Source organism: Microbulbifer variabilis, assembly GCF_023716485.1.
GTDB lineage: Bacteria > Pseudomonadota > Gammaproteobacteria > Pseudomonadales > Cellvibrionaceae > Microbulbifer > Microbulbifer variabilis_B.
The window spans coordinates 3021885-3046736 of the sequence record NZ_CP092418.1 but is presented as its reverse complement, the minus strand read 5'-3'; the positions used below and the strand labels follow the sequence as shown (position 1 = coordinate 3046736).

Annotated in this window: 19 protein-coding genes and 1 pseudogene; 8 read left to right on the top strand and 12 right to left on the bottom strand. The window is 42.5% G+C overall.

The window, feature by feature from the left end; translation table 11 throughout:
• Positions 1-63 precede the first annotated feature (63 nt).
• A complete protein-coding gene (locus MJO52_RS13575; protein ID WP_252082202.1) occupies positions 64-1806 on the bottom strand; it encodes a WD40/YVTN/BNR-like repeat-containing protein in 1743 nt (580 codons plus the stop codon).
• A 112-nt stretch (positions 1807-1918) separates the two neighbouring features.
• On the opposite strand from MJO52_RS13575, the gene MJO52_RS13570 reads away from it, so the two are divergent.
• Both MJO52_RS13570 and MJO52_RS13565 read left to right on the top strand, forming a co-directional pair.
• Entirely contained in the window at positions 1919-2581 is a 663-nt protein-coding gene (locus tag MJO52_RS13570; protein ID WP_252082201.1) for a hypothetical protein, read from the top strand.
• A complete protein-coding gene (locus MJO52_RS13565; RefSeq protein WP_252082199.1) occupies positions 2578-4551 on the top strand; it encodes an alpha/beta hydrolase family protein in 1974 nt (657 codons plus the stop codon). Before MJO52_RS13570 ends, MJO52_RS13565 begins: the two co-directional genes overlap by 4 nt.
• 291 nt (positions 4552-4842) lie before the next feature.
• On the opposite strand, the gene csrA is transcribed toward MJO52_RS13565, so the two are convergent.
• Positions 4843-5031: a carbon storage regulator CsrA gene (gene csrA / locus MJO52_RS13560; protein ID WP_252082197.1), complete on the bottom strand. Its 189-nt coding sequence runs from the start codon at positions 5029-5031 to the stop codon at positions 4843-4845.
• 853 nt (positions 5032-5884) lie between these two features.
• On the opposite strand from csrA, the gene MJO52_RS13555 reads away from it, so the two are divergent.
• Both MJO52_RS13555 and MJO52_RS13550 read left to right on the top strand, forming a co-directional pair.
• Entirely contained in the window at positions 5885-6478 is a 594-nt protein-coding gene (locus tag MJO52_RS13555) for a TetR/AcrR family transcriptional regulator (RefSeq protein ID WP_252082195.1), read from the top strand.
• Between the two features lie 82 nt (positions 6479-6560).
• A complete protein-coding gene (locus MJO52_RS13550) occupies positions 6561-7697 on the top strand; it encodes a methyltransferase (RefSeq protein WP_252082193.1) in 1137 nt (378 codons plus the stop codon).
• Positions 7698-7737: 40 nt separating this feature from the next.
• Here the strand turns inward: MJO52_RS13550 and MJO52_RS13545 are convergent, their stop codons facing one another.
• Positions 7738-9135, bottom strand: a complete 1398-nt coding sequence (locus MJO52_RS13545) for an amidase family protein (RefSeq protein WP_252082191.1) — start codon at positions 9133-9135, stop codon at positions 7738-7740.
• 233 nt (positions 9136-9368) lie between these two features.
• Between MJO52_RS13545 and MJO52_RS13540 the strand changes: the two genes are divergently transcribed.
• The 3 genes and pseudogenes from MJO52_RS13540 to MJO52_RS21575 all read left to right on the top strand — a co-directional run.
• Positions 9369-9788, top strand: coding sequence for a DUF2267 domain-containing protein (locus MJO52_RS13540; RefSeq protein WP_252082189.1), 420 nt, complete (start codon positions 9369-9371; stop codon positions 9786-9788).
• Positions 9789-10266: 478 nt separating this feature from the next.
• On the top strand, positions 10267-11115 hold the full coding sequence (locus tag MJO52_RS13535) for a hypothetical protein (protein ID WP_252082187.1): 849 nt from the start codon (positions 10267-10269) through the stop codon (positions 11113-11115).
• A 172-nt stretch (positions 11116-11287) separates the two neighbouring features.
• Positions 11288-11619: pseudogene (locus tag MJO52_RS21575) on the top strand (transposase); the annotation flags it as partial.
• Here the strand turns inward: MJO52_RS21575 and MJO52_RS13530 are convergent.
• From MJO52_RS13530 to tkt, 8 genes are all read right to left on the bottom strand, one after another.
• Positions 11597-12088, bottom strand: a complete 492-nt coding sequence (locus tag MJO52_RS13530; RefSeq protein ID WP_252082185.1) for a TlpA family protein disulfide reductase — start codon at positions 12086-12088, stop codon at positions 11597-11599. The pseudogene MJO52_RS21575 and the gene MJO52_RS13530 sit on opposite strands and share 23 nt — an antisense overlap.
• On the bottom strand, positions 12088-14196 hold the full coding sequence (locus tag MJO52_RS13525) for a TonB-dependent receptor plug domain-containing protein (protein ID WP_252082184.1): 2109 nt from the start codon (positions 14194-14196) through the stop codon (positions 12088-12090). Before MJO52_RS13525 ends, MJO52_RS13530 begins: the two co-directional genes overlap by 1 nt.
• A 410-nt stretch (positions 14197-14606) precedes the next feature.
• Positions 14607-15206, bottom strand: a complete 600-nt coding sequence (locus MJO52_RS13520; protein WP_252082183.1) for a DUF4360 domain-containing protein — start codon at positions 15204-15206, stop codon at positions 14607-14609.
• 708 nt (positions 15207-15914) lie between these two features.
• On the bottom strand, positions 15915-16940 hold the full coding sequence (locus MJO52_RS13515) for a nitrilase-related carbon-nitrogen hydrolase (protein ID WP_252082182.1): 1026 nt from the start codon (positions 16938-16940) through the stop codon (positions 15915-15917).
• Between the two features lie 418 nt (positions 16941-17358).
• The gene (locus MJO52_RS13510; RefSeq protein WP_252082181.1) at positions 17359-18168 is read right to left on the bottom strand and encodes an SDR family NAD(P)-dependent oxidoreductase; all 810 of its coding nucleotides are present in this window, start codon (positions 18166-18168) and stop codon (positions 17359-17361) included.
• A gap of 348 nt (positions 18169-18516) precedes the next feature.
• Positions 18517-18831, bottom strand: coding sequence for a putative quinol monooxygenase (locus MJO52_RS21495; RefSeq protein WP_353505434.1), 315 nt, complete (start codon positions 18829-18831; stop codon positions 18517-18519).
• Positions 18832-19059: 228 nt separating this feature from the next.
• Entirely contained in the window at positions 19060-19569 is a 510-nt protein-coding gene (locus MJO52_RS13505) for an ester cyclase (RefSeq protein ID WP_252082180.1), read from the bottom strand.
• Positions 19570-19953: 384 nt separating this feature from the next.
• Positions 19954-21954 (bottom strand): transketolase, encoded by a 2001-nt coding sequence (gene tkt / locus MJO52_RS13500; protein WP_435583615.1) that lies wholly within the window; start codon positions 21952-21954, stop codon positions 19954-19956.
• Between the two features lie 532 nt (positions 21955-22486).
• Between tkt and MJO52_RS13495 the strand changes: the two genes are divergently transcribed.
• Entirely contained in the window at positions 22487-23782 is a 1296-nt protein-coding gene (locus MJO52_RS13495) for a hypothetical protein (protein WP_252082178.1), read from the top strand.
• Positions 23783-24135: 353 nt separating this feature from the next.
• Here MJO52_RS13495 and MJO52_RS13490 read toward each other — a convergent pair whose 3' ends face one another.
• A complete protein-coding gene (locus MJO52_RS13490; RefSeq protein WP_252082177.1) occupies positions 24136-24852 on the bottom strand; it encodes a LytR/AlgR family response regulator transcription factor in 717 nt (238 codons plus the stop codon).

Here is a 24852-nt window from a genome sequence, read left to right as displayed (position 1 = left end):
TATAGGCTATTTTTAACTTAATATGGGTGAGCATATAAAATACCAATGCTCACCCATATTTTGCTAGAAATTATCCTGTTGTCTTACCTGATGCCAATTGGCTCCAAAGTCAGTTGACTCATAGAAGTCCCCATTAGCACCATCACAGGATACCAACAGGCGGTCGGCAATCTGAGGGACTATAGAGGTACAATAGTCTGTCGGTGGTTCATTTTCGGTTGCCACCCAGCTCTCCCCACCATCGGTGGTGGTTAGGATTTTGACTTCAGTATCACGAGTTCCACCAGAAAAGCTATTTAACGCAAAGCTTACAATAGCAATAGCATCATTTTCATTGGAGAACCAGGGAACGGATCGGAATGTAAAGCTCTTTTTACGACATGAGTTTTTTGGGGATTTATTATCTGGGCAGCTTTGGATATAGGTTGTTATTTTATTCTGAGCGCCATTTTGGTCGATTTTATGATAGGTTGGCTTTCCACTCAATGACCAAAAGCCAGCTTTTTCAATACCTAGCTGAACAGCACCAGCATCAATAATTGCTGAAAATTCAAAGTCATTAACAGATCTTTCGATCATCCAATTGTCGGGGTTATAAATGAAAATTTCGCTATTGATTGTCGCAAATATGGTATTTTCGTAGATTGAGTGGTTACGGATATTTATATAGTTCTGCCCATTGAGTTCAAATAGTGTTGTGTTGTATATGTGGCGATCTATTTTTTTTGAGTGAGCCTGTTTGTTTTTTATTTCAGCTTCTAATCTATAATCCCATCTTTTACTCGAATTAGTGGAATAGCGGTTAATTAGTCTCCATTGTATATCTGAACCAGATACGGCGCCTCTTAGAATATCTAGCTCAAAGTCACGAGCAACCAAAATCTCGATTTCTCCTGTATCAAGCATTCTTAAATGCTCTACATGAGAGTTGTGCTCTAGTGATATATCTAGCCAGTCCCCAAAAGCTGGACGCCAGAAAAGAGCTCCTTCACTACCCCCTACCACCAGGTCACCATTTTTATTTTGAGCAATGGCGGTTAATTCATGATTAGTGTCAACAGCATCAAGCTCCCACTCTCCTTCAGAGGTCCGCTTGATAAATACACCAATCTTTCCTAGAAAATAGATAGAATTGGCCGGCGAAACATACTGCTCATTGTATGTCACAGGATTCTGTGCAATAGATATATACGTTGATTCACGTTCCTCATCATTTTCATCAACATGCCATCCATTAAGTACCTCGGGGTTGTACTTAAGGAATGGAAAGTATTTCGTAAGCACTTCACCTTTCTCTGATTCTGGGGCTCGAATCAAGAGGTCAAGATACCTATCACCTTGAGGTTTCGGATAATAGATTAGTGTGCCGAGGTCTGTTACCTCTCCCTGGTTTACGGAGAAGGTTCCCAGTTTTTCATTTGCACTGACGAAGCGGCTATACCATCCATTACCATTGGCGTAAAACGCTCGAATGCTACTCAGAGAGTAGTTTCCAGGTTTGACATAGGAGGCAAATACGGTCGTGCCATTTAATTTTGGCTTTGCGGCTAGGAGGCGCTCCGGCTTTATTGACTTTGACTCATTCAGGTTTTCAGGGTTGATTGTAAGCTGATTAAAGGGTAGGGGGTTACCTGAGGCATTGATGATCCGAGCGACTACGATACCCTCTTGATCATTAATAGGAGTGCTCTCTTCCAGAGCAGGCAGTATATTAACCTGCCCCGCACAGCCCTGTATGATTATTATACAGGTCAAAAGTATAAGTGGGTAAAACTTTATACATCTGAAGGGTTTTATCCCGGGCATATTACTCTCCATAATTTTGGTCGATGCCTGCTAATTGTATTGCAACTAGCTCTAAGATAATATTCCCAGCCGTATCATTCATTTGCAAACCTGAACTTATGGAAGCGGTATCTTGACGCAAAATCTGGAGAATAAAAGGCTGATAGAGTGTAACTCAGGCCGAATGGCCCTCTTTTTAAAGAGTGCCATTTTTACTGCGCTTTTTTTATCGGAGTCAGTAATTGCAAGAACTCTATCACTGGTATCCTATGAAAATCCACCTGATTTGGGAAGTAGGCAGGGATATGTACTGGTGAAGCTTGATGTGGGTGGAACGGCGCCTTCGATCGAATTTTTTAAATTGTATTCGAATGGAAGCACCTACTTAGAAAGTGGGAAAAAAACCTGGCTGCGAAAAAATAACCGTTACCATATCAGCCTAAAGGGTAAGCCCTCAGGCTATTACTTAATGGCTATCCCCTCAGGCCTTTACCAAATTACTCAAATTAATGCACCTTATTTTAATCTTCCATACAAGCTAGATACGTCTAGTCGACGTACTTGGCGTTTTCATGTGGAAGCAGAAAAGACCAATTACATTGGCAGCTTATTCATAGGTAAGCAGAGAAAATCAGATTCGATTGAAGTTTATTTAAAAAATCGTATAGCAACAGATTTTAATGAAATTCAAGAATCACTTGGATCGTTAACTGAGTTATATCCTCTGGTGTCTGGCACGGGAGTACAAGATGTGTTTTTTAATAGTTGGCAGGGTCCGCTGGAGGTAGAGCAGTGAAGATTGTTTGTCAGCTAATTCAATTAGCTTTGTTCAGTTTCATAGTAAATGTTGGGTCGGCAGTTGCGATGCCTGCTGAAACTTACTTTAAGCCCGTTGAAACTATGACGGCTCAGATTAGTCCTGATGGGAAGTTTGTAGCCTCTGTAGCTCAGGGTGATGAAAGCCAGAAGTTGGTTATTTGGAATAGTGTGGATGGATCTAAGAGAACATTGATTGATCTGAAAGCCTTAACACCTAGGGATGCGTCAATCCGATTCATTCGCTGGATCGGTCCTAGATATATTGTTGCGCAATTTATGGAGTTAAAAAAAGGTGTTAAAAATTTACTCGATACCAAGCCTGCTTATCGTTTATTGGTGCTCGATGTTTTAGGTTCTAAAAGTTTACCGCCAAAAGTATTTGAGGTGAAAACATCAGGTTGGTTAGTTCATGCCTTACCGGATGAGCCTGGGTATTTTCTATACGCCAAGAGTGGGATTTACTCCAAGGTATACAAGATAGACGTATCAAAACTGAACTTGCTTAACCAGAAAGCGAGTAAGCTTGTACGAAAAGATGGCGGTCAATTTACAGCTCAGAATGAAGTAGCCTCGGTTAAGGGTTTTGCCGCACGGTGGTTCTTTGACCTGTCAGGTCAGCCAGAATCTGCTCTGTATTTCGATGAAGGGAAGCTTCACCTAAGTAGGATTGCCGATGGTAATTCTTCAACTCCAATAAAGAGTTGGACGAAAGAAGAGTTAGAGGAGAAGCCATCTGCAGGTGAAAAGCATGGTGTTCTTATTCCGGTGTCTATTAGCCCTGAGGATGGTGCTTACTTTTGTCTGGATACAACTGCTGAGAAAGATCGCACTGTTTACCAGTGTAATTTTTCCACTGGGGAAGAAAGTGTAGTTTACCGATCAGATAGCTATGATATTGTTGATTTGATTATAGATGAATCAACGGGTGCATTAATTGGTGTAAAAGTTGTCAGGGATGGAAAGCTTGAGTATCAATATATAGATGAAAGCATACAAGTAAACGATGGCATGACCAGTTTGCTGGAAACAACGGTGGGAGCAAGTATCGATAATACTGTAAAGCTTTACTTTAGTGAGACCCACGATCAGCCTGGACGCTATTTCATCCGAAAACAAGGGCAGAAATCTGATCAGCTTGTTGCTTCTAAGTTTCCTCATTTAGATGGTCGGCTTGAGAGTCGTCAATTTCATGACTGGATTCAAGTAGAGGGAATAGATATTCCTTATGTTTTGAATATGCCGAAGGGAAACGGGCCATATCCTCTTATAGTGATGCCACATGGTGGCCCATTGGGTATTTTTGATCATCAGTATTTTGATTATTACACGCAGTTCTTTGTGGCGAATAAATATGCTGTTCTTAGAGTGAATTATCGAGGATCGAGTGGCTATTCAGCTGAACTGGAAGAGGCTGGTATTCAGCAGTGGGGTAACTTGATGCTTGAGGATATTTATCAGGCTACAAAGGTGGTTGGCGCTCGTAAGGATATTGCGTCTTCACAAATTTGTGCAGCAGGGGTGAGTTATGGTGGTTATGCAGCATTGATGATGGCTATTAAACATCAACAATTATTTCGCTGTGCAGTTAGTATAGCTGGTGTTACAGATGTTAACTTATATCTTAACTCCCCTTACACATCAGAGGCTCAAACTAAGTGGTTACAAGAGAATGTTGGTGACACTGTCAAAAATTACGATCTCTTGAAGGATATCTCTCCAGTATACTTGGCTCAAGAACTTAGTCGCCCAGTGTTTATTATTCATGGCGAGAAGGATGAGGTTGTCGATATAGAGCATATGCATCGTATGCATATGATGTTGAGTAAATTTAATAAAGACTATGAGTGGAAAGTTTATCCAGATATGGCTCATGGCCCTGCTGATAGTGAGCATCACGTAGCTGTTTTTAGCTCAATTATCGAATTCATAGAAAAAAATATGAAGTGAATTATCATTTTGATGGGTTTCTAGGGTGTGTCCTAATTATTCTGTAATATCTTTTTAGCAGACTAGAATAGTTTCTTTCGATGAAGAGTGATTTCTGTACCTGACCAATTCACGGCTGTCCCTTTGTCGATATAATGTACTCTACGGTATGGCAGTAACTCCCCTTACTGCCTAAATTCTATTGATTTTTAAGTTATTTCATTCTCTGCTAGTACTAGTAGTGATCTAACTATTTAGGTTAATGTGGGGATACCCAGCAGATTGGGGCTTCCTTGCTGGGGGCGTAGGGTTTCACTGACCGCTATTACTTATTCCCTTTCCTTGTTTGATGCGTCTATAAATTTCTTCACGATGCACAGGTAGGAATTTGGGGGCATGTATTCCTATCTTTACTTGATTACCCTTAACCTCTAATACTGTGATAGAGACATTTGTTCCAATTCTTAGATTTTCGCCAGTGCGGCGTTTTAAAATCAACATTTTCTTTTCCTACTGATATGCAAGTTATGGCTAAGCATTCCGTAATGGGAAGGCGGCTTGAAGGGCGGTGTTTGCAGGAAATTTGAGGTGGGGCACGGGAACGGTAGGCATAGAAGAAGAAAAGGCGGGCGCAACGCTCCCAGAGCTTGGGGAATCGCTCCAAGCTGCTGAATGTACTCCACTTTATTGAAGACGAGCGGGTTTCTAGCGTACTATGCATATAGCCATCTTGATAGTCTGTGTATCAATTTGGTCAGCTGGCCCCTGGTGTTCCCGCACCATGGGTCAGCGCCTTTTACTTACTCTTATGTCACGCTACTGTTCTCCTATAAGTAAATGGATTATTTGGAAAGCTTTTCGGATTTTTAAACTTGAGCTATGTGCCGATTAAACTCGCACAGTGACAGCCAAAAATACCGATAAATATCTACCAATTCTACGCAGCTTTGACACTAAAACAAACTTAATAAAATCCAATAAGATTATTTTTGTGCCTATATTTCGTTCTTTTTCCTCTAGATATATCTGATTTTTCTCTCAAGAAACGCAAGCTAAATTCGCATTCTTTATAGATTCTTGTGTTTTAACTAGCTGCTAATAATTTCCTCATTGCGAGCAGCCTGAATGACTTAGAATTTGTCTGTATGAATGGGCACGCTAAAGAGTGACTAGTTATTCATTTAAGAGCTAATGTGAGGAATCAGATTGTTCCTGTTATCTCTGTATAGCGGTCTAAGGTAGTTAAGCGCTCAGTGTTCGTACAAACCCCTTATATTGAACAATAGCCATTATGGAAGGTGGCGCTATACCCTGTTAGCCTCCATTGCATTACAAATCGAGGATGGTAAGGAATATGCAGGAGTCAGATGTTGCCAGTCGGTTGATAGAAGCGGCACGAGAGTGCTTTTTGAACGATGAGTATCACCGGGTTACCACTCGCCAAATTGCTGCCAAGGCGGGGGTGGCGGTATCAATGATTCGGTATTACTTCGGCAGTAAGGATGGCTTATACGAAGATATGATTCGTCAAACCTTACTCCCCCTGATTAATGCTGTTGAGCAGCTGAGCCTAGATGGCGACTGGGATTTTGGTGACTTCTTCGACCTCTACTATGCCACAATGCAGGAGAATCCCAAGTTTCCAGCCCTAATCTTGAAAGTTATGGCGCTTAACGAGGGGCCAGGAAAGAATGTTATTCGCCAACTCTTAGAGCGGGGGCGCCAACGGGGGACCAGGAGATTGGCGGAAATTCAGGGCGCTGAACCTTCGGACGCTGGCACTGAATATGATTTGCTCAGGATTGCGTTTGTCAGTCTTGCAATGTTGCCCATGCTGGCCAAGCCAGTTCTTGAGGAGCAAATGGGCCAGGAAATGGGGCCTGAGTTTTTAAAGCAGCTTGCCGATTTTAATGGCCGAATCCTAAAGGCCGGTTTACAAAATATGTAACCTTTCAAGTCTCTGTTTGTAATTACAGAGATGCTTCTTTTATTGGATATTTTTATCAGACATTTTTTTCTGAGGAGTTCTTATGCCCGGGTCTATGCAAAAGAATAGGGTCTCTAATTGGATCTTTCAGAGGGTTTCCAATGCGGTTTACAGTTTATGCAATATTCCAAATCGCCTGATCCCGGCTCCCTTTCGTTTGATGCAAATAGGATCTTTATTTTGGCAATCTCGCTGTTTATATGCTGTTGCCTGTCTTAATGTTGCTGATCATATTGAAGATAAAGCCATTTCGATAGATAAGTTGGCGGATGCTTGCAAAGCCGATAAACAGTACCTCTATCGATTGATGAGAATGTTATGCGCAATGGGGATTTTTAAAGAAGATGAACCAAAATGTTTTTCGCATAATAGGAATTCAAGAGCGCTTCGTACTAACGCCGACAACAGCGTAAAAAATATGATCCTGATGCATAATTCCCCTGAATTTAGTAGGCCATGGTTTTCCAACTTTGAGGGGCATATCAAGGAGGGCAATGTGCCTTTTGAAGGTGTGTATGAAAAGGAGATGTTTGATTATATGAATGATCACCCGAAGGTTAGTGACCTATTTTCGGATGCAATGGACACTGTTGATCATCTTACCGGTTTACAATACCTGCAAGACTTTAACTGGAAGAATTTTGATCGAATTATTGATTTGGGTGGCGCAAAAGGTAGTAAAAGTGCCAGTATCCTTTCTTCGTACAAACACCTGAATGCAGTTGTTGTTGACAGGAGCAATGTAGAATCGACTGCGCGAGAGTATTGGGAGAGTCACCTCGGTGATGATGTTAGGAAACGATTGGATTTTTATCCTACTGATATCCTAAATGACCCACTTCCAGATGCAGTAAGTGATAAGGACATCTATTTGTGTGTGGCTATTTTTCACTTGCTGAATGATACCAGGGCTAAAGAGCTTTTAATGAATATTCATCGGGCGATGGGTGAACGTAATACTACTTTAGCGATTGTTGATGCTGTACTGCCAGAGAAAGGGGCAGATCTCAATTTAGCGGCAATGGATATGCAGATGCTAATGGGAACAAAAGGGCGTGAACGAACGGTCAGTGAATGGAATAAGTTGTTTGCTCAGAGCCCTTTCTACTTGGTTGAGACTGTCAGTGTTCGGTCTTTCGCTAAAGTGATGGTTTTAAAGAAAAGAGAAGGGTTAAAGTGAGCTGCCAGTCATTGAGGCATCTCTATTGGGGTCTGAAGTTTCACTTCAGGCCATTCGACACCAGTGCTGGTATCTGAAGTTCAATTTCCTTTGCTATGGCGAGAAGTGTTGAGTCTGCGCCGGGCACTCCATCCAGTTCCAGACCTACCGGTAAGCCATTATTGCCTCGCCCAATAGGAATGCTTATTCCGGGAGCACCGGTGACTGCTGCTGTGGCATTGTTGTGTATGAGTGTGTCCAGAGTTGGAAGTATTTTTCCGTTTAGTTCAAGTTGGTTTGATGAAGTACTAATAGATTGAGCTTCGCTCGGTGCTGTAGGGAATACAATCGCATCTAGTTGGTGCTGCTGGATGATTTTTAGGTAGTTGTCGCGTACTCCAGGCATCTTCTTTAAAGCGGTTTGATACTCGGCATTTGATGGTGCCTTAGGGCCGAGTACTGACTCCTGATAGACAGCCTTTACATCATTACTTTTGATCATTGCAACCAACTCAGCAAGTTGGGTATTAGGCTGGTAGCTCGCCAAAAATTGGGTCATAGCGGTTTTCATTTGATGAAATCCGATAGGAAACCCAACATCAAGGACTGCGCTCACTAACGAGGATAAATCGATTTCTATTAGGGTGGTTCCCGCGGAGCTAAGGGAATGTAATGCAGCTTTAAAAGCTTGGTATACACCTGGTGAGAGATTATCAAATAGCGGGTGGGCAAGCCCAAGGCGCAGCTGATTAAGTGGCTTTGCCTGGGGTAGGGCAGACCCGGTTAATATCTCAAACAGATAAGCGGTATCCTCTACATTGGCGGCCATGGGGCCTGGGGTATCAAACGCTGGTACAGAGGGCACTATACCCTCGGTACTCAGGCAGCCAGTGGATGGTCGAAAGCCCACAATTCCTGTGAGGGCTGCTGGCAGCCTGATTGAACCGGCGGTATCTGTGCCCAGGCCTGCAGATACGATCCCGGCGGCAATGGCTACTGCTGTTCCCCCGGATGAACCACCTGGAAAGCAGGATTTATCCCAAGGATTCCTGACGGCACCATAGGCGGCGTTATTCGAGGTTACGCCGAAGGCGAGTTCGTGAAAATTGGTTTTGCCAATGACGATAGCTCCGGCCTTCTCTAGACTCTCAATTATTGGGGCAGAAGTCTTGGCCTGGAAGTTCATACCAGGTGTGCCCGCAGTCGTTTGAAAACCTCTCACATTGATATTGTCTTTGACAACGATGGGGATGCCAGCAAGCGGCCAGTTATTGCTGCTTTCTTTCAGCTCGTTATCAATACGCTGTGCTTTCTGTAATGCGCCTTGCCTATCCAGGCAGATAAAAGCATCCAGATCTGAGTGGGCCACCGCATTATCGCAGGCATCTTCAATTAAGGATGTCGCTGTGATCTTCCTTTTGCGGACCATTTCAGAGAACTGGCGTAGAGACGTTGTCATGATTTGGTTTTTATGAAAATTTGAATCAATCTTAGTACATGTCAGTCATAATCCTGCACACTTAAGGTTATGAATTATGATAGACAGCGTGTTTGGTTGCCATACATGATTAATCGTTAGGAAAAAACATCAGATCATTATAAGTATAGAATACATCAATCACGCTACTTCAGTAGTGTTTGATATAAGGTGTTAATCGTAATTAATATTAATCAGGATTAGTAAAACTAATTATGACTGTGCCATTGGAATATGAGAAAGCATCTGAAAATTTTTTTGAATATTTAGTTGATGCTCGAGATATAGCTGGGCTTTGGAGTACGCATGTTACCTATACAATGACACAGGGCGTTTTTCATGTGTTCCGCCGTCGAATTTCTACATCCGATGCTATTGCGTTTTCCAATATCTTACCTGTTTGTCTAAGATCTTTGTTTGTGGCCGACTGGGATGTTAACGAAGAAAAGAAAGACTTTGATAGTGAAGAGGAAATGACCAGGGAGGTGCGGTTATTACGAGAAGAGCACAATTTTTCAACAGTTACAGCAATTAAAGATGTTGCTAAAGCTGTACGGAAACATGTGAATGAAGAGGTATTTGATGAGTTGCTTTTAAAGCTTCCGGATGGGGCCTTTGAATTTTGGCGACCCTAAGCGGGTAGATGCCCATAAGGAGGGTGGGAAAGTCTATACACATTGAGTCCGCTTTACGGTTAGGTGGGGGGTATGGATTTTTATTGCACTCAGAGGATATGACTACTGGATAAGGCGATGCAATTGCCAGAAGGACACAAAATAGTAGAGTAAATTTTACGAGGAAGAAATCGCTGAAGTAGAGGCTGGCCACAAAGTAAAAAGTATAGAAATCCTGAAACTGGGAGAATGGTGGATTGGAAACAGTTGAGGAGTCTATGGAGGTTGATCCGTATTGTTATTGCTTCTTGAGCTTACCACCGCCCATAACTAAAAGCCTGCCTAAGAGGGTGGTATTTGTATATATTTTATACATGCAGTGAGCTGATTGCCGCCATCAGAATAAGAATCAGGCAAAATTCACAAGGACGTCAGGCGCTATATAGCCAAGTTGATTACAGTGATTGCCAGTTACCCCCTGATCAAATAAGGATAAGTCATGAGGCATCGTTCTACGGCAGTCATTTTACTTTCCCTGCTAACTCTAAGTGGTACCAGCTATAGTAAGGATACCCCTGTAGTACTTGAAGGCCCTTACCTTGGACAGAAGCCACCTGGGCTGACTCCACAACTGTTCGCCCCTAAGCCTTCGAAAGAGTATCGTGACTGGGGCGGTTACTTCACGCCCGATATGAAAGAGTACTACGTTACAAGAAGATATCACCAAAGTGGCAAATCCTCGAAAGTTGTATTCAAGCTTGAGAACAATCGATGGCATGAGTCTAAAGTGGCCTGGGGCGGTTCCATCTCACCGGATGGTCAAACGATGTATGCTAGAAATCAATATAGAGAGCGTATCGCTAATGGTTGGTCAGAGCTTAAAAGTCTTGGCTCACAATTTGAAGACATTCGTATTATGCGCCTTACTGCTTCTGCGAAAGGAACCTTTGTATTTGATGAAGTAGGTCAAAACGGCGATGGAATTCTTCGCTATTCACGACTGTTAGATGGTAAGCGTGAAACGCCAAAGCCTTTTGGCCAACAGATAAACTCGGGCAAGTGGACTGCTCACCCCTTTATTGCCCCTGATGAGTCTTACATCATCTGGGATAGTGAAAGAGAGGGCGGATATGGTGATAGCGACATGTATATCAGCTTTCGCCAGCAGAATGGCTCATGGGGTGAAGCTATTAACTTTGGTGATAAAATCAATACAGAGGGGGAAGATGGTGGTGGGTATGTAACACCAGATGGAAAATATCTTTTCTACTGTCGTCGTTGTACCCCCCCGAATTTTGAAATAATGTGGGTAGATGCGCAGTATATAGAGACTCTAAGGCCCAAATAAATTCTATAGTATTAAATCTAGAGTGACGCTCAAAGATAATAAATCTTCTGCGAGAGTTATCTCTTAGTAGAGGTAAAGTATCTGGCTTTTTAACTACCTAAGTCAAATGAAGATTGATTTTAATTTGGCTGCAAACTTAATTGACGTTCTTAGTGCGGACGAGGCTAAATAATTACCATTCGACAATGGTCTTGAATTCTCTGGTTATGAAAGGATTGCAGAAGATTTAGAGGTCGATATTTATTTTGCCCACTTATATTCATCCTGGGGAGGATTAACGAAAACACTAACGGCCCCATTCGACAGTATTTCCCAAAGGATGCCGACTTAAATAAAGTAACAGGTGAGCAGGTTCAATTTGAAATGGATCGTCTGAGTAGTAAACCTAGAGAGAGCCGGGGTAACAGGTCACCGAGTGAGTTATTTAAGGGACAGCAAGATGAGCTACTACAGCATGAGGAATTGCAGTTATTAATTGAAATCAAGAAGTATTACTACAGGTAAAACCAAAACTTTGCTCCAGAATGGGCTGCAATTGCTCATCAGGAATATATCCCCTGAGCCAACGCAGCGGCTTACCATTGGGTGCTATTAGAAAACTGAAGGGGGTGCCGGGAGTTTCACCCAGCACCTGTTGGAGTTTTCGATTCGCCTGGAACATGGGAAATTCCGGGCGCAATTTTCGATACTCAGCCAGTAGGGCTTTGCGCGACCCATTGATACCCAGGGCAATTGGTTGGAACTGTTGTGAACACTTGTGTGTAAGCCGGTTTAGTGCTCGAACCTGGCGAAAGCACCAGGGGCAGTCGGGTTCTACCAGTACCATCAGGCTTGGCTTGTCTTTGAAGTACTGCAAGTTGATACGTTCGGGCCCGGCAAGGCTGTGCAATTCAAAATTGAATAGCGAAGTGGGAACTTCAGTCGCGCCAGTTGGCGCGAACAGAAGTGTGAAGAGTAGGAGCCAGGTTCGCATTACAGGTTCCAGTCGAAGCCCATGTAGAATTCACGGCCGCGCAGGGGACCATAGATATAGGCTACGTCATAGGCACCACTGGCATCCCAGAACAGAGGGGTTTCTCCTTCCTCGACCTGGGTGTAATCCGTGAGATTGTTGCCGCCCAGGTACAGACTGAGGTTTTCACTCACATCAAAGGTCAATTTCATATCCAGTGTCCAATAGGCGTCTGCGTTTGTGCTCTTAAGTGTGGAATCGCCCAGCTGGTTAAAGCCTTCGTAGCCAAATTCAGCCAGGTCACGAGATCCGATCCAGGTGGCGCTAGCGTATAGCATCCAGTAATCGGTTTTGTAATCCAGATTGAATAGCGCACGTTGCTCCACTGGGGCAATGGCAAAGGATTCCCGGAAAACATCGTCGTAATCGTAGGTCTCCAGAGTGCCGCCAATAGATAGATTGTCGTTCAGCGCATAACTGAGAGTAATGTCGGCAGCGCCTACAGAGGCACTTTCCTGCATTTGGCTAAGCAGCGGTACCCCGTCCTCGGTTTCACTTAATGCCGCGAGGTTATCTACTTTGGTAAATGCCAATGACAGGGTACTGTTAAGGCGCTCCCCTTCGAAGCTCAGCGCATAAGTTGCAGATAGAGACTTCTCCAGACTTTCAATATCGATGGCAAAGCCATCTCCCGCATCCAGGATGCCGTGATCCGTTTCGAAAAAGGATAGAGGGGCTCGGTAGCCTCGCCCCATCGCTACGCGAGAGGTCCATTGATCGTCGTGCAGGTAGCGCAAGTCTATACGCGGGGCCACCACTATTTCATCGATCTCGGTACCGGGTTTTTGCTCGGCGACGAAATCGGCTTTGGCATTATCCAGGCGTATGGCGAGTGCCACCTCAAGATCTGGTGAGACTGTCCAGGTATCCTGCAGGTAAAGGCCGGTAGTTTGGTAGTCGAAACTATCTTCGATGTAGTTGTCACTTTCCGCCCCTGCAGCAGAGTCGGAGAGCATGGATTCATCGCGAAGGTCGACACCAAACGTCAGCATATGCTGGTCGTTCAGGATCAGGTTGTTGCGCAGGTCGAAGTAATTGAGCGTGTCAGTAGCGCTGTAGTCGAACCCCTCGTAAAAGGAGTCCTGTTTATGCTCTGACCAGGCAACTGTCAGCAAAGTGTTATAGGACTCGTTAAATTCGTGTAGCCAGCTGCCGGAAATTTCACTGCGGGTGGTGGCTATCCATTCGGTGGTTTCCCAGGGTTTACCGATATATTGCTGTCGCACATCGTCGTCGACAAATAAGTGGTCAGACTCCACACCATCGTATCCGTGCAAGACTGAGCCAATGCTGTCTCCCTGGGGGCCACCAAAAATATTGGAGTCGGTGTAGGCCGTGCGAAGGATCAGGTTGTCCCGTTCACCCAGGTCTTGCGAGAGACGCACCACGTAACTGGTATTTTCCTGTAACGGCGCTTCGCTGACGCCGTTACCATCGTTGTCCATCTGGTGATGTTTGTCATCCTGGATGACCAGCGATGTGCGGGTAGGTTCATCATCGCTCAGATAGCCTGCCATCAAGCCAAGAAAATAACTGTCGTTGTCCTCCATGGAGGCATTTATATTGACGCCAGTTTCTTCTATTTCCTTGGAAATCACATTGATGGTTCCGCCGATTGCTTCGGGTGCCAGCAGTGATGCGCCAGCACCGCGGACCACTTCGATACGTGAGATGCCGGTGGTGGCCAGTGCATCTACCGCGTAGTAGCCAGCCATCATCGTGTGTAAGGGAACACCGTCGGTGAGGATGGTGGAATGCTCCCCACGCATACCATTCAGCATTACTCGTTTAACCCCACACATAGAACATTCATTGGAAACCCTTACACCGGGGGATTTCTCAATGGCATCCGTCAGGTTTACCGCTTGCTGGGACTTGATCAGGCTCTCGTCTACGACTTCAGTCTTCTGTATGGCGTCCAAGAGGGCGCCGCGCTCATATAGTCGCTGGCGGACACCTATCACTAGGGTCTCCTCCATTACAGCGTTTTGTCCGGAAGACGCGTCATTGGCAAAAGAGGCAGGGATTGCTGAGGAGAGGGCGATGGCAATCAAGCTTTTGCGAAGCATGGGTGATTCCCCAGAAGTGAATTCATCTCATATGGTAATGATTCACATTTGCGGTGCAGGTGAGCATAGGTGGTAGTTTTTTGCGTCTTGAGGATTGGAGGGGGAGGGGCTATGACTAGTGCCGTTCAGGTAGCTCGTTGTTCAATAATTGAAAAATGGTCGAAATATCAGATAAAGCCATCAGTTTGAATTTCGATCTGCTGACTGGGTTGGCTGCTCAATTATTGAAAGCAAGAAGTAGATAGTTATAGTCTGTCTATGTTTAACTTTGCTTCAGTAAATAACTTAATAAGTCTGAATAATTAATCGATAAATAACGGTAGATATTGATATTGCCATGTAAATCAAGAATTTTATTTTAATAAATACTCCCCACTTTATTAAGGGGGGAGTGAATACAATTGCTCTAATTATTCATCACAAGGAATAATTTGGATATTTAAAAGCAATTGTGCTCCAACATCGGCAGAACGCAGAGAAAATAGGCTATCGGCGCCGATTACTGTTGCAACGGTATCTGCTCTCGCAATAAGGGCCTCCCCATCGCACCCGGAATAGTAGGCAAATGGTGGGCGATCATTGAGGACAAAGTTCTCAAAGCCAGAGCTATTCCAGTTATTGTCATGGCTCGGGCCTTGACTGCCAGAAAAAAAGTATTCTCTATGGAAATTGATAAGGGATCCATCGGCAGAAAATACTGTACCCCGCCAATCAATATCTAATATTCCTACTGAAAATCCAGGTTCTACACTTAAAGGTATTGCCAAGTTACAATCAGAGCTAGCAATTGGATTTGAAGAATTTGTTACGGCGCTATATTTACTGAAAAGTATCGCGATATTTTTATTATCATCTGTTGCCGTAGCCGTTACTGACCCTACAGGGCAGCCTGTACCATTAACGGCAACTTCTCCAATCTCGATTTGTTGACCATCAATTAGTAAAGTTTTTGCCAAAGTGGGGATAGAAAAGATTGAACAAAGTGTGAGTGCTAGAATTCTATTAAGCATTGATACTCTCCATTCCTTGAAAAGTGTGAGCGGTTAATCTTTGTAAGTTCTATGTGTTAATTCCCAATTAATCGTTCTGTTGCTGGCGTCTCCCAATGAATTAGTTGGCTCATACTGCAAAATTCATATTTGCAATGTCAATTGGTTGCAGGCGTAATCATTGGTGGTGGTTTAGCTTTGAATATGTTTGTGAGCTGGGTCACGATTGAGTTCAATGATAATTTATTAATACGGTAGGGTTAGTGATGTTGTTATCTGAGGTTGTGCGTGGTTAATTATAGGGGGCGAAAAATATGTGTGAGTGAGTGCGTTGTAATATCTACATGGATGGTGTTTCTACAGGGTGTTCATTGATGTTATTTGATTTATGATTTAATGGCCCATTATGGGTCGTAGGATTGTTGTGAGGGAGTTGATTTATAACGTGGGCCTTTTGATAGTGATATTTTTTAGGGTTTTAATGATGATGAGATAAAATACTCGATACTGGATAGTTTATAAGTAGTAATTAAAATAATTAAATGCAGCGCTGAATCATTTAGCTTCGGCCTGAAGTATCATTCAGATGCCGCTTTCGCAATGAAATTTCAGTAGTAAGTTGCTGATCTTATGGATGTAAGATCCCCCTTTGATTAAAGAGGGAGTTAAGTAACCAAATTATTTCAGAATTAAATATGGTAGTTCTAAGAAAGAACTCTGCAAAGACTGCTACTCCTCTGAATCTGGTGATTTAAGGTTTTCTTTCTTTGAAGCTTCAGCCAGAATTTTTCTTCCTCTATTCGCGATCTTCTCGGCTTCTTTGCTTGGATCACGGTTCCATCGCTTAGGGATCTTATCCCAGTCACTATATATGCTAAAAGGGTTATGAGTTGCCCCCTTAGGAGGCATTCCTGTATACCCACGGTGTTTAATCTGATAAAGATAGTTGTTCGATAGCCGCTTATCACGAGCCTCTTCAGCTAGTTGAGGATAAAGGTCAACTTTTGTCATACCTTCACTGCCATCTAGAGAACATATGATGTTCCCATCATAATCGCAGGCCATTGAGCGACCAAAATAAGAGTAGGAACTATCTTCTCCAGTATGATTGACCGCTACTACATAAGCTTGGTTTTCATAAGCCCGCACTTGATTTGTAATCCCCCAAATATGATCCCATGGGTACATATATTTAGCAGGTCTTAGAATTACATTTGCACCCTTCCAAGCTGCTTCACGTGCCACTTCTGGGTAGTCAAAATCTGAGCAAATCGCAATGGCCAGTTTCGACCCTTTTGGACCATTACAAACTGACATTTCAGGCCCGGGACTCCAGGGCTCCATAGGACACCATGGAACCATTTTGCGATAGGAAAGAGCGACCTCACCATCACCATTGATCAGGACCATTGCGTTATATGGTTTCATATGTGGCTCAGGTGCAAGCTCGACAATTGATACACACAGCCAAACACCATATTGCTTAGCTATTTTCCCAAAAGCTTCTGTTTCAGGTCCCGGTATGGTTGTAGCAAGTTTTAAATGCTCAGCATATGGATGGAAGCCAAATCCGTAAGTGCTGTATTCAGGAAAAATGATTAAATCCACGCCCGGGAAGCATAAAGATGCACGATCAACATATGCTTCAATTCTCTTTATGTTTTGTTTGATGCCTTCTGAATCAGAGGCTGGGTAAGGCGAAAATTGGACAAGCACTACACTCATCGCATCTGGAATAGGGTTGATAGCCGGCACTTTATTTCTCCTTGAGAAAATTTGGCGGTCTCTTGGAAGAGAAAATCTCTATTGTTACTTGAAGAAAATTATAATTTGATGAGTTTTTAGTTTATTTTAATTGTCTGTTAGTTTGAGTAAAAGGACGTCCGAATTTATTTGTAAGTGAATAAATGCCAGTGACAAATCAGTTTGTTTGATCACTAATCTGTTCTTGTTAGTATAGGGTTGTTATTATGTGCGCTCGGTGTTAATGATTGTTTGTCCGGTAGAGGGTAAGATTAAACTTTGTGATAGTGACAGAGGTTATGATAGTTTCCAGAGCTATGATCTTGTATGAAGAAAAAAGTGTTATTCATATTGAAATGTGAGGGATAAAAGGCCTCGCTATTATTGTTGGTTAGCCGCTGTATATGTTAGTTAATGATAAAGCTAAATCCTACATAAAGCGGTCAGCTCCGCCTGATGCCTCAATACTATCCCCAGTGATAAAATTATTACGCGCAGAACAAAGGAAGGCGGCCAGAGTAGCAATGTCTTCTGGTTCCCCTGGATGTTTTACAGGCGTACATTCGTTCGATACTCGAACAAGAATTTCATCATCTGTAAGTGTTGCATACTCTGGCGTATTACTGCGGATAAATGGGATCATGTTATTTTTCCAGTTATCCGTTTTAATTGCGCCTACTCCAATCGAGTTAACTAGTATATTGTACGGTGCAACCTCTAATGCAAGAGATTTTGATAGATTATTGATTGCTGCACTTAGGACATGAGATATGAGCAGCTTTGGGTTTGGGTAGGTGCCGCCAATAGATGACATGTTAACTATTCTTCCCCAGCTTTTTTTTTGCATATAAGGGATGGTGGCTTTGCACATTCTCCGCATAGAAGTGAGTTTTACTGCAGTCATTTGTTCCCAGTCTTCCTCAGTTGAGGACATAAGCCCACCAGCATGGGCGCGCCCAGCATTGTTGACTAGAATCTCTGGTGCTCCAAAGGTGTTTAGGGTTTTATTGATTATCTGTTGTGCAGCATGGTCCCGAGTTATGTCTATTGAGATAGAAGTTACTTCAGACTTTGAATTTTTATGTAGCTTATTTTCTGCTTTTTGCAGGCGTGCTTCGTTTCGTGCAACCAGAACTACCTTTGCCCCATTGGCAAGAAGCTCTTTGGCAATGGCATAGCCAATTCCTGAGCTAGAGCCAGTTACAATGGCTACTTTATTCGTAATTCCAAGATTCAACATTGAACTCCGCTAACAGTGTAAATGTTGAGATGTTAGGTTTTTAACTTACAGTTAGTACCTAACTGCCGGCAGTTTCTTAATTGGCTGAGAACCTTTCATGTTAAAGATGGCAGTGTAGATGATTTGGGTGTCAAGTCTTAAGGTAAAAGTTCAAGATTTTAAATCAGCTTAATTATAGGTCTAAAAGTTGTTGTTCTTCCTATTTTAGGGAGTGCAAATATTAATGTGTGTGTCAATAGCAGGCTGGTGTTTAAACTGAGGCTGTCTGAGGAGGCGTGAGATGTAGGTCATCTTTATGAGGTGGGAGTTGGTCAAGTACCCAAGAGTTATTGAGCATAGAGTAAGAGCTCAGTCGGATTGGTAAATATTTTTTAGTACAACCACGCTTATAGGTCTGGATAATAGATCTTCTATATTCTTTCGGTAGTTAATGTAGTGAGCTGAAGATTTGTGTTCACTGAGCGCGGTTTCATCTATATATTTCTCTATGAGACTATAGATTATTGTGTGATCTTTCTGGTCGATCTGTTCGCAAAGTTCATACAATAAATTACCAGGCTCCGCTCTGGATGGTGAAACCATCTCTGTGAGCAAATTTTTGACAGCTTGTTCCTTGTCGGGTTTTGGGTAAAAGGAAGCAAAGACTAAAACAGGTGTTTTCATTGGGAGTCTCAAGATGAATCAACTCAAGGTGGTTGTTATTGAGTGGTTGTAATTATTTTGAAATCTTTGCCGCCTAAGCTTGAACTTAAATTTAGACGGCGATGGCTGCTGTGCAAGTTATTTAGCTGAACTTGAAAGCTAAATCCATTCAAGTGAAAGCCAATTGGTAAATCTCCAGATTTTGTTGGAGGGACTGGATCTACACTGTTATATTGGGATTTCTAATAGCTATTTCAATACTCCAATCTGTTTCAAGAAACCATATTTGTCCCAGGTCACCCAGGTTTCTAGTATTTTTCCATCCTTGATTTTAACAAACTCTACGGCATCCCAGGTGATGGTTTTATTTGTTGGAATTTCTCCCATAAATGATCCTGTGTGATTGGCGCTAACTTTTACATGGGTTGCGACAAGATCTCCCTCGGCGACCTGCATTGAATCAATCAGTTTTACATTTTTGAAGGCCGTATGAAATTTGGCGACTTCGGCTTTGAATTCCTTTAAATTACGTTTTTGTGAGCCGATACTCAAATTTGTGGCCGAGTCTAGATTGTTGATATAGTTAGGTGCCAAAATTGAATCAGGATTGACCTTTGACCCACTGTGCCATAGGTCGGCTGCCTGCATGGCAGTTTTTTTATTTTCTTCAAGGTTATTTGATTGGGCAATCGCACTGCAGGCAATACCTAACAGCAAGAAAGTTACAGTTAGTGCCAAAGAGTAAGGGTGCTTGGACATCTAAATTCTCCCAATGTAAAGTTTTTTACCTGATAGGCTGGTTAGCTGTGAAAATGATAGGTCCTAAATAGCTTTAGAGTATGGAGGCAAACTTGGGGATTTGTAGCGTGAGCAGGTAATTTGGCAACTTTCACTTCATTGTAAGGTAGTTAGGTTATAAAAATTTCACGAATACAGACAAGAAAAATTGTGCGAGTGCCAAAAGGATGATGGGATAATCTGAATAGATATTGATTCGACTAAAACAAGATGGTTGAACTTTTTTAGTTATGAAAAATAACTTTGAAATACAGAGGTATTGATGGTCAATGATTCGATGAAATATTTGCCCTTTTAATGGTCGGCACCGTATTTTCTTTAGAAATGGTTTACTTCCATACTAAATTACTTCAGCAGCCTCTCGATACTTTCAATAACTTTCTCAGCTGTAAACTCAAAGTACTGCATGACTTCCTGGCCGGGTGCAGATTTGCCAAAGTTATCCATTCCGATGATTTCACCGTCAAAGCCTACGAACTTGTGCCAATAGTCTTTATGACTAGCCTCTTCCACCACCCGGACGCGGAGAGTACTGGGGAGAACTGATTCACGGTACGGTTCTTCCTGTTCCAAAAAGGTTTCTATGCAAGGCATGGACACAACTCGAATTCTCTTGCTAGTGAGCTTTCTTTTAGCAGCTATGGCCTGCTCGACTTCAGAGCCGGTCGCAATGATGATTGCTTCAGGAGCGCCTTCGCAGTCGGACAGTACATAACCACCTTTTTCAATTTGTGTTATCTGAGTGGTATTTCGTTCCTGTGGAGCTAGATCCTGACGACTGAATATTAGTGCGGTGGGCCCCTCTTTGCGTGTAATAGCCATCTTCCAGCTTACTGCTGATTCCGTAGTATCACAGGGGCGCCAAGTGTGTAGATTCGGTGTAGAACGCAAGGCGCTGAGTTGCTCCACCGGCTGATGAGTTGGGCCGTTTTCACCTATTCCGATGGAGTCATGGGTATAGACGAATATAACTTGTTGCTTCATTAATGCCGCCATACGCACGGCATTTCGAGCATACTCCATAAAAACCAAAAAGGTAGCACCATAAGGTATAAAACCTCCGTGCAGGGCAATGCCATTCATTATGGCGCTCATACCAAATTCACGAACTCCGTAGTGTATATAGTTGCCTGAAGCATCTTTCTTATTCAATCTTTTAGAACCGGACCATAGGCTAAAACAAGGGCCGGCTAAATCGGCTGAACCACCTAGAAGTTCGGGCAACAGAGGCCCGTAAACATTCAGTGTATTCTGGCTCGCTTTACGAGATGGGATTCTTAGTGCATCTTTTTGACATTGCTTAATGTAGCTATCGGCTTTTACCAGGAAATCTGGTGGAAGTTTTCCACTCTGACGACGCACAAACTCGAATGCCATCTCAGGATACTCCTCACGGTATTTAGCGAAGAGACCCTTCCACTCCTTCTCTAATGCTTTACCTTTAGACCTTTGATCCCAATATGCATAGATATCTTCTGGGATCTTAAAAGGAGGGTGGTCCCAACCAATCGTTTTGCGAACGAGAGCTATTTCATCCTCACCGAGTGGTTGACCATGGCATTCCTTTCGGCCTTGCTTATTCGGGGAGCCGAAGCCGATCACGGTTTTACAGCAAATAATGGTGGGCTTATCAGAACATGCATGGGCTTTTTCAATTGCTGCTTTAATCGCAATTGCGTCATGGCCGTCAACATTAGGGATGACGTGCCAATGGTAGGACTCGAAACGCTTGGGTGTATCGTCAGTAAACCAACCTTCAATCTGCCCATCGTCAGAAATGCCGTTGTCGTCATAGAATGCGATCAACTTGCCCAAGCCTAAAGTACCAGCCAGAGAGCATACTTCATGGGATATGCCTTCCATCAGGCATCCATCCCCCATAAATACATAGGTGTGGTGATTGATCAACTTATAGCCAGGGCGGTTAAATTGAGCCGCCAGTACTTTTTCCGCCAGGGCCATACCTACGGCATTAGCAACCCCCTGGCCTAGGGGGCCTGTGGTGGCCTCAACACCAGGTGTGCAACCATATTCCGGGTGGCCCGGGGTCTTGGAGTGCAATTGGCAGAAATTCATCAGTTCTTCGATTGATAAGTCGTAGCCGCAAAGGTGCAACAGGGCATACAACAATATGGAACCGTGTCCATTAGAGAGGACAAAGCGGTCACGGTTAGACCAATTCGGGTTAGCTGGGTTGTGCTTTAGGTAATCGTTCCATAAGACCTCCGCAATGTCTGCCATGCCCATAGGTGTACCAGGATGCCCGCTATTGGCTTGTTGGACTGCATCCATGGATAAAGCACGAATCGCATTGGCCATGCTTCTTCTATAAGGAGAGGAGACCATGTAAATGTACTCTGGTGTTTTGAAAGCCGAAGCATCACCTTTACAAAAGGAGATCCCCAACTAAATAAGTGACAAACTAGTAATATAATAATTTTACAGTTTAATTTTCTATGACATAAATGATGAGCAATTTGTTGGCCTTTGCAAAAGGTGTTGACCTGCATTTGGCGGCATTAGTGATGATAAGGAGTTATTTGCGTCTTTACAAAAAAAAAGCCTGTTTTTTCAAGAAATTTACTATCTAAAGAATTGCAATAATCATGATAAAAAGAAATAAAGATTGTATTTAAAAGATCTGTTGTGGATTACATATCTTGGAATATCTCTACCACCGGGATCATTACTAAATTTTTGGGGGGGAAGTTAGTATATATGTCAATGAGTAAGAAAAGTCTAATTACATACTATGTTTCATTCAGTGATCTGTTGATCCTCTTGGAATAAATAAGGATAGCTAAAGATCAGTAGTTGTTGATTTACATGTCTCCATCATAAAGGTTAGAGGCAATGTTATGAATACAAGGTATTTTCAATGAGTCCAGAACCATTTTCGAGAGAGCTTGGCCCCCAAGAAGCATTATTTATTGAAATGAATAGGTTATCTCGTGGTGGCCTGCAATTTGTTTCTTTTATAAAAGTCTGTGAGCCCTTGCAAATGGTGTCCTTGCGAGAGGGGTTGACTTACTTACATAAGCGTCATCCATTTTTGAGGGCGCGTGTAAAAAGGGGTGAGCGATTAAGGTGGGTTTGTGATGTTGATTTTGTTGATGTGCCAATAGAAGTAACTCTAATTGTTGATCAGCTTGATTTGGAGAAAGAGTTTAAGGAACTTGCTGAGACCTTCATTGAAACAGAGGAGCATGTATATAGATTAAGGGTATATACAAATAAACAAGGCTTTGTTGATTGGATTTGTTTTATAAATATACATGCCATACTTGATGGCAGATCCCTCATGACGCTATTCTCTGATCTTGACAAGTTCCTATGCCTTCATGAAAAGCCAAGGCATGAAGTTAAATCACTCCCTTTGCTAAATAGTATTGCTAGTCAACTAGAGGCTTCTGGATATTGTGGTGAGAAGAAATTTGAGCATCAAATAGAAGGGGGTAGCCGTTGGGCGGTTGAGAAGAAAGCGTCCGTCGCTGATAGAAGAGCGTGTGCTAAATCATATTTAATATCACCTAAAAAAATTGAGAGGCTAGCTGGTTTAGCTAAAAAAAATCAGGTTAAGCTAACGGCGCTTTATTGTGCTGTTGCATCAGTTGCTGCTCGGGTTATATCGGCGTGTAGAAATTTGCCAGAAGTTATTTTCACGATGGATGCTCGACTATTGTGCAACCCCATTATCCCGAGTGATCATGTTGGTTCATTTTCAGAAACTGCCAGCCTAAAATTACCACCAAACGCAACAAGCTCCGATATTTTCGAGGTAGCCAAGCTTTTGAACAATGAGATTAATTTAGTGCTCCTCAAACAAAAACCAATGACAAAAAGCTTAAGATCTGACTATAGCATGGAGGAGGTCACCCGCATGGCTGCTGAGATCACTGCGCCGAAAGAATACTTTCCTGCAGGTATTCTTGTTTCAAATGTAGGGAATATGCGCCTTCTTGCAAATGAAATGAGATATTTTGAAATTCGAAAAGGGATGATTAGTTTGAAAACTGCAATTAACCCCTTAATGATTATAAATTATACGACTTATCGCAACTCGGCTTTTGTATTTGGTTATTGTGAGCCTTTGATTAGCGAAGATAGTATCTCTGCGTATATTGATGAATATATAAGTATCATTAACAGATTGATCTCTAATGTTAAATGTTAGTTTAATATAGCGTCTAGCAAAATGTTGGTCAGTTGATTAACTGAAATATTTTCCGAAGTATAAGTATCAGTCATATTGCAATGCCATCTATTGAACACAATAATTTGATGATTTAGCCCTGCAGGCCTGATTGATTAAATGGTTAATAGTATGATTCGTTGATGGGGTATATATCAGAAAATCTGAGATGTAGCTAAGTCGCAGAGTTTGAGCCTATAACTTTAATATGGGTGAATCTATAGTAGTTTAGACTTGGCTTGGCCGTACACTTTATTTAAATAGGAAATGATCCTACCAAGTCTAAACTAATCTAACTGATGCTTTGCTCCACTGCTATTTTTTAGGCCTGATTCTCAGAGGCTTAACATTTCACGTAGCCGAGTGGCTGGCCGTCTGGCAACCTCTATTTCTTTCCCATCGGTCATTGTTATTATTAATCCACTATTAACCCACGATTCTATATTCTTAATAAAGTTTAGATTGATAATTTGTTGTCGATTTACACGAAAGAATACTTCTGGGTTTAATCGTTGTTCTATTTTGGTTAGAGATTTATAGATAAAAGGCTTGCTGTCATCGAAAAATACTTGAGCATGGTTGCCGCAGTTTTCAAAGTATCGAATTTTTCCAATTTCGATTAACCAGCAACGCTCCCCATCCTTGATAAATATTTTATTGTTGGAGTCTAAATAGCTTGTTAAGCTATTTGTGTGCTCGGTGGGTGTTTCACTTGACGTCTTATCGAGAGCTTTCTTTAGTTTTTCAGGGTTTATGGGTTTTAGTAGATAATCCAGTGCATTTACTTCAAAAGCTTGTATGGCGTATTCGTCATAAGCTGTTGTAAAAATAACCTGAGGTGTGAAATCCAGTTTTTCAAGTATGTCAAAGCCATTGCCATCAGGAAGATTGATATCCAAGAATACTAAATCAGGCTTTTCCTCTGATATAAGGAGAATAGCTTCTTCACAGTTTTTTGCTTCTGCTATTAAGTTTATATTCTTATAAGGTTTGAGTAACTCTCTTAATTCATTGCGTGCGAGTCGAGAATCTTCAACGATAATGGCTTTCAC